This is a genomic window from Kluyvera genomosp. 1 (genome assembly GCF_001266615.1).
GTDB classification, from domain to species: Bacteria; Pseudomonadota; Gammaproteobacteria; order Enterobacterales; family Enterobacteriaceae; genus Kluyvera; species Kluyvera cryocrescens_A.
On the sequence record NZ_LGHZ01000058.1, the window covers coordinates 1 to 5,280 of the forward strand.

Below are 5,280 nucleotides of genomic sequence, written 5' to 3' on the forward strand. Positions count from 1 at the left end.
CGATATGCGAAAAAAAAAAGCCCGTACTTTCGTACGAGCTCTTCTTTAAATATGGCGGTGAGGCGGGGATTCGAACCCCGGATACGTTGCCGTATACACACTTTCCAGGCGTGCTCCTTCAGCCACTCGGACACCTCACCATATTGTCGTCCCATGTTGCTGGGACGAGCGCTAATGTAGGGAAAAGCCCCGCCAGCGTCAATAAACTTTTTAAAAAAATCGTGCATTTAGACAAACTTCAAACAACTTGCTTCTTAAACACGCATAAATCGTCTTTTTTGCGATCACCTCCGCATTTCGCGGGACAGGTATGCGAAATTTGTTATGCTGTTAAATCACAAAAATAATCAAAAATGCACCGGGTGAGTTCTTGCTGAGGTGCTTTAAAACAGGAGCTGCAATGGAGATCATCTTTTACCATCCCACGTTTGATACCCCGTATTGGATTGCGGAGCTTAGCAAGAAACTGCCGGGTGCCAATGTCCGTGCATGGCAGCGTGGTGATAACCAGCCAGCAGATTATGCGTTGGTCTGGCATCCGCCTGTCGAAATGCTGCAGGGGCGCGATCTGAAGGCGGTATTTGCATTAGGGGCCGGGGTGGATTCAATCCTCAGTAAGCTCAAAGCACATCCGGAGATGCTGCCGGAGTCAATCCCGCTCTATCGCCTGGAAGACACCGGAATGGGCAGCCAGATGCAGGAATATGCCGTAAGCCAGGTGCTGCACTGGTTCCGTCGTTTTGATGATTATCAGGCATTGCAACGCGAAGGCACCTGGCAGCCGCTGCCGGACAATCACCATGATGAATTCACGATTGGCATCATGGGGGCCGGAGTATTAGGGGCAAAAGTCGCGCAAAGCCTGCTACCATGGGGTTTCCCGGTTCGCTGCTGGAGCCGAAGCCGTAAAGCGTGGCCGCAGGTGACCAGTTTTGCCGGTGAGGGCGAACTTGGGGCATTTTTGCGTGAAACACGCGTGCTCATCAACCTCCTTCCTAATACCGCCGAAACCATTGGCATCATCAACCAGTCGCTGTTGGCTCAAATGCCAGACAACAGTTACGTACTCAATCTGGCACGTGGTGTACATGTGGTGGAAGACGACCTGCTGGCTGCGCTGGATAGCGGCAAACTGAAGGCGGCGATGCTGGATGTCTTTAGCCGCGAGCCGTTGCCGCAAGAAAGTCCTTTGTGGCATCACCCGCGTGTCACCATGACGCCACACGTCGCTGCCGTGACGCGCCCCCAGGAAGCGATTAGCTATATTTCCCAGACCATCAGCAAGCTCGAGCGCGGAGAACAGGTCGATGGACAGGTCGATCGCGTGCGGGGCTACTGATAGACCACACTAATAAATAAAGGGCTTTCCTGCTATCCTTGAGAAATCACGAAAGAGGAGAATGTGATGTATCCTGTTGACTTACATATGCACACTGTTGCCAGCACGCATGCTTACAGTACGCTGCATGACTATATTGCCGAAGCGAAACGCAAAGGGATCAAGCTGTTCGCAATTACCGATCATGGCCCAGATATGGCCGATGCTCCGCATTATTGGCACTTTGTGAATATGCGTATTTGGCCACGAATTGTCGATGGTGTTGGTATCCTGCGCGGCATTGAAGCCAATATCAAAAATATCCAGGGTGAGATTGATTGCACCGGACCTATGCTGACTTCGCTTGACTTTATCATTGCAGGCTTCCATGAACCGGTTTTCGCTCCTCAGGATAAAGAGATCCATACTCAGGCGATGATTGCCGCTATGGCTAGTGGTAATATCCATATGATAAGCCATCCGGGTAACCCGAAATTCCCGGTTGATATCCCTGCTATTGCGGCAGCGGCGGCAAAATACCATGTCGCGCTGGAGATCAATAACTCCTCTTTTGTGAGCTCACGTGTTGGCAGCGAGCAAAACTGCCAGGCGATCGCTGCTGCAGTGCGTGACGCTGGCGGCTGGCTGGCGTTGGGATCTGATTCTCACACCGCGTTTACGTTGGGTGAGTTTACCGAATGCCAAAAGATCCTTGATGCCGTGGAATTTCCGCAGGAGAGGATCCTCAACGTCACTCCGCGACGTTTTCTGAACTATCTTGAGTCGCGTGGCATGCCGCCGATCTCTGAATTTGCTGAATTTTAATGACTAACTGGAATAACTGAATGAACGAGTTTTCAATCATCTGTCGTGCGCTTGGCTCGCTGTACTATCGTCAACCGCAAGACCCTCTGCTGGTTCCGCTGTTTACCCTAATTCGTGAAGGCAAGCTGGCGGCGAACTGGCCACTGGAGCAGGATGAACTGCTGGCTCGTCTGCAAAAAAGCTGTGATATCCAGCAGATTGCTGCGGACTACAATGCGCTGTTTGTTGGCGAAGAATGCAGTGTGCCACCGGTGCGTAGCGCCTGGGTTGAAGGGGCTACGGAGGCTGAGGTTCGCACCTTCTTAACCGAGCATGGCATGCCGTTGGGCGATAACCCGGCGGATCAGCTGGGCACGCTGCTGCTTGCGGCCTCATGGCTTGAAGATAATGTCAAAGATGATGATAGCGAAGCGCTGGACATCCTGTTTGACGACTACATCGTGCCTTGGGTTGGAACGTTTCTCGGAAAACTTGAAGCACATGCCACCACCACGTTCTGGCGTACGATGGCGACGCTGACGCGTGAGGCGATCTCTGCGATGTTTGACGAGTTGCAGGAAGAATCTGAAGAGTGATTTAAATCACATTTCTGGTGCAATAAAAAGCAATATTGTGATCATTGTGTGTCCGTGATCTCATCAATGAGGCGAGTATCTGCTAAGATATTCGCCATGAACGTTATCTTAGCTATCGCAATTACAACAGGCATACTCTCCGGTATTTGGGGATGGGTTGCCGTATCTCTCGGTTTACTCAGCTGGGCCGGTTTTTTAGGGTGTACAGCCTACTTTGCCTGTCCAACGGGTGGCCTGAAAGGGCTGGCGATTTCGGCCTGTACAACCATGAGCGGTGTTATCTGGGCGCTGGTCATTATCCACGGCAGCGCGCTGGCCCCGCATCTTGAAATCGTTGGCTACATCATGACGGGTATTGTGGCATTCCTCATGTGCATTCAGTCTAAACAGCTTCTGCTGTCATTTGTCCCGGGGACGTTTATTGGTGCCTGTGCAACATTTGCAGGGCAGGGGGACTGGAAGCTGATCGTTTCCTCTTTGGCGGTAGGGCTTCTTTTTGGCTATGCAATGAAAAACAGCGGGTTATGGCTTGCTAATCGCAAAGGCAGAGTTCAGGCCGCAAAAGAGTCCGTGCTCTGATTGACCGCAAAAATAAGAAGGGAGGCAGATGTTAAATCTGCCTCCCTTTTTTATGATTTTGGTTAGTGCTTAAAATTATTGTTAGCCCATGAAACGGCTTGGGTGCGGTTCTTCACCGCAATCTTCTTGAACAAATGGTAAAGGTGGGTCTTAACCGTACTTTCACTGATAAAGAGTGAGCGGGCAATTTCGATGTTGGATGCCCCGATGCGCAGCTTGTTAAGGATCTCTTTTTCTCTGTAAGTCAGGATTGTGCTTTCTAAATTATCATAACGATAGTTACCAGAATGCATAATCAGATAGCTGGCCAACTTACGTGAAAAGTAGCATTCCCCCTCCATTACCTTTTGTAAACCTTTGATTAGAAAATGTTCTTCATCATGGGTGTAGAATATCCCACAAATATGCGGCCAGATTTCGATATCAGAGTAAGCATAATCTTCAGGTGCGTTAAAGAGCAACAGCTTGACCCCTCGCTTAATTTTACAAAGCTCCTCCTGCCATCCTTTTATTAATCGTTTATCTGTCTCTATCAAATCAAAAAGAATGATGCCATCCGCAATATTTTCTATATTAACCACATGAATATTAACAATTTTAATATCCATCTTGAGTAGTTTCTTCAGATTCTGCGAAAGGGCGCACGACTGGAGCGACGGCCTTGTAATCAAGAAAAGAGTCTGGTTTGAAAAGGTGAGCTCTTTGGTCATGATGAGTCCCCAATTTTTTTATTAACAACAGTCACATATTATAGAATCATCTATTTAAGCACTGCTGAAAAGTGGTTGCTGTATGGTTTAAGTGTTACGAATATAGGAATAATAGCCAAGGGTGCTTAATTTAAAATTTAGTCGTTGGCCCCTTTAAAGCAAGAAATAATCATGAAACAAAATGTAAAAATAAATTACAATATGTAAGTTAATTATATTGTCAGATTTTCTCTTTCATTAAATTAATGATCATACATATCTATTGATTTTGATTAAAGATTATTTTTTTTCAAGTTGATATGGAATTATGTTGCAATCAATATTAGACCGCGCTGCACTTATTGTATGATGATTTATCGTGGTGCATGTCGCTCTTCAAACTTTAGTCGAATCCTCACCCTTATAACGCATTGTTTTCATTTTGCGTTACCTGAATGTATTAATGACGAGCCTGATAATACTAAAGTTCCACTTTTTCAAAATAAATCATTCTTTGTAATGAGAACATCATACCTTGGTAATATGCATACTCATCCATATAGCATCGAGTCACTGAGTATATCGGTGTAGTAAAACTTACGTATCATTCTTTCGATATCCTGGGCACAGTAAGGCGGTAAACCTTTTAAAGATTAATATGTTTTTGGGCTCTAATTAATGGTTGGAAATAAACACTGTGATTTTAATTTATAAATCTGCAGAGGTGATTTTTTTACTATTAATTATTTTCCGCGAACTGTACTTGAGGTTGGCAGGATTCCAATCGTTTGATCTTTGGTTACTGTGCCTTCAACTTTCCGCATGGTTTTATAACTTATTGAAATTATGGTTTTTCCTTTTCAATGTGCATTCCGTACTTATCGTTAGGACGTTATGTAATTTCCTGAAGGGTGTCGTGATTATCTCTGGTTATATTTGTTTTTATTACAAAATGATCGGCGTTTACGGCAATAGCACACAGCAACTAATAACGCGTGAAAGGGTTCATCATGAAAATGAAGCAACTCGCCATCATTGTGGCGCTCACCGTTTTATATCCTGCGGCGACTATATATGCCGTAGCTGCAGGTGGTAACGGTAATAACGGCAATAGCGGCCATAACGCTAATAACGGCGGAAACGGTAACGGTAACAACGGCAATGAGGGCGGCGGTAACGACAATAACGGGAATGGTAATTCCAACGACGGCGGCGATCACGGTAACGGTGGCGGTAACGGAGGCGGTAGTGGTAACGGAGGTGGTGGTGATCATGGAGGAGGCGGTGGCGGTAA

Annotated in this window: 6 protein-coding genes and 1 tRNA gene; 5 read left to right on the forward strand and 2 right to left on the reverse strand. The window is 46.6% G+C overall.

The annotated features are described in order from the left end of the window. Window positions 1–52: 52 nt before the first annotated feature. Window positions 53–140: transfer RNA gene (locus tag KP80_RS21975), tRNA-Ser, on the reverse strand. A 260-nt stretch (window positions 141–400) separates the two neighbouring features. On the opposite strand from KP80_RS21975, the gene ghrA reads away from it, so the two are divergent. From ghrA to KP80_RS21995, 4 genes are all read left to right on the forward strand, one after another. Next, on the forward strand, window positions 401–1,339 hold the full coding sequence (gene ghrA / locus KP80_RS21980; RefSeq protein ID WP_052285764.1) for a glyoxylate/hydroxypyruvate reductase GhrA: 939 nt from the start codon (window positions 401–403) through the stop codon (window positions 1,337–1,339). 66 nt (window positions 1,340–1,405) lie between these two features. Further along, window positions 1,406–2,143: a phosphatase gene (locus KP80_RS21985; RefSeq protein ID WP_052285765.1), complete on the forward strand. Its 738-nt coding sequence runs from the start codon at window positions 1,406–1,408 to the stop codon at window positions 2,141–2,143. A gap of 20 nt (window positions 2,144–2,163) precedes the next feature. Then, a complete protein-coding gene (locus tag KP80_RS21990; protein WP_052285766.1) occupies window positions 2,164–2,718 on the forward strand; it encodes a TorD/DmsD family molecular chaperone in 555 nt (184 codons plus the stop codon). Window positions 2,719–2,814: 96 nt separating this feature from the next. Next, on the forward strand, window positions 2,815–3,297 hold the full coding sequence (locus KP80_RS21995) for a DUF1097 domain-containing protein (RefSeq protein ID WP_156315720.1): 483 nt from the start codon (window positions 2,815–2,817) through the stop codon (window positions 3,295–3,297). Window positions 3,298–3,359: 62 nt separating this feature from the next. Here KP80_RS21995 and csgD read toward each other — a convergent pair whose 3' ends face one another. Further along, the gene (gene csgD / locus KP80_RS22000) at window positions 3,360–4,007 is read right to left on the reverse strand and encodes a biofilm master transcriptional regulator CsgD (protein ID WP_052285768.1); all 648 of its coding nucleotides are present in this window, start codon (window positions 4,005–4,007) and stop codon (window positions 3,360–3,362) included. 989 nt (window positions 4,008–4,996) lie between these two features. Between csgD and KP80_RS23245 the strand changes: the two genes are divergently transcribed. Continuing rightward, window positions 4,997–5,280: hypothetical protein (locus KP80_RS23245; protein WP_197276178.1), on the forward strand; the 284-nt coding region annotated here is incomplete at its 3' end.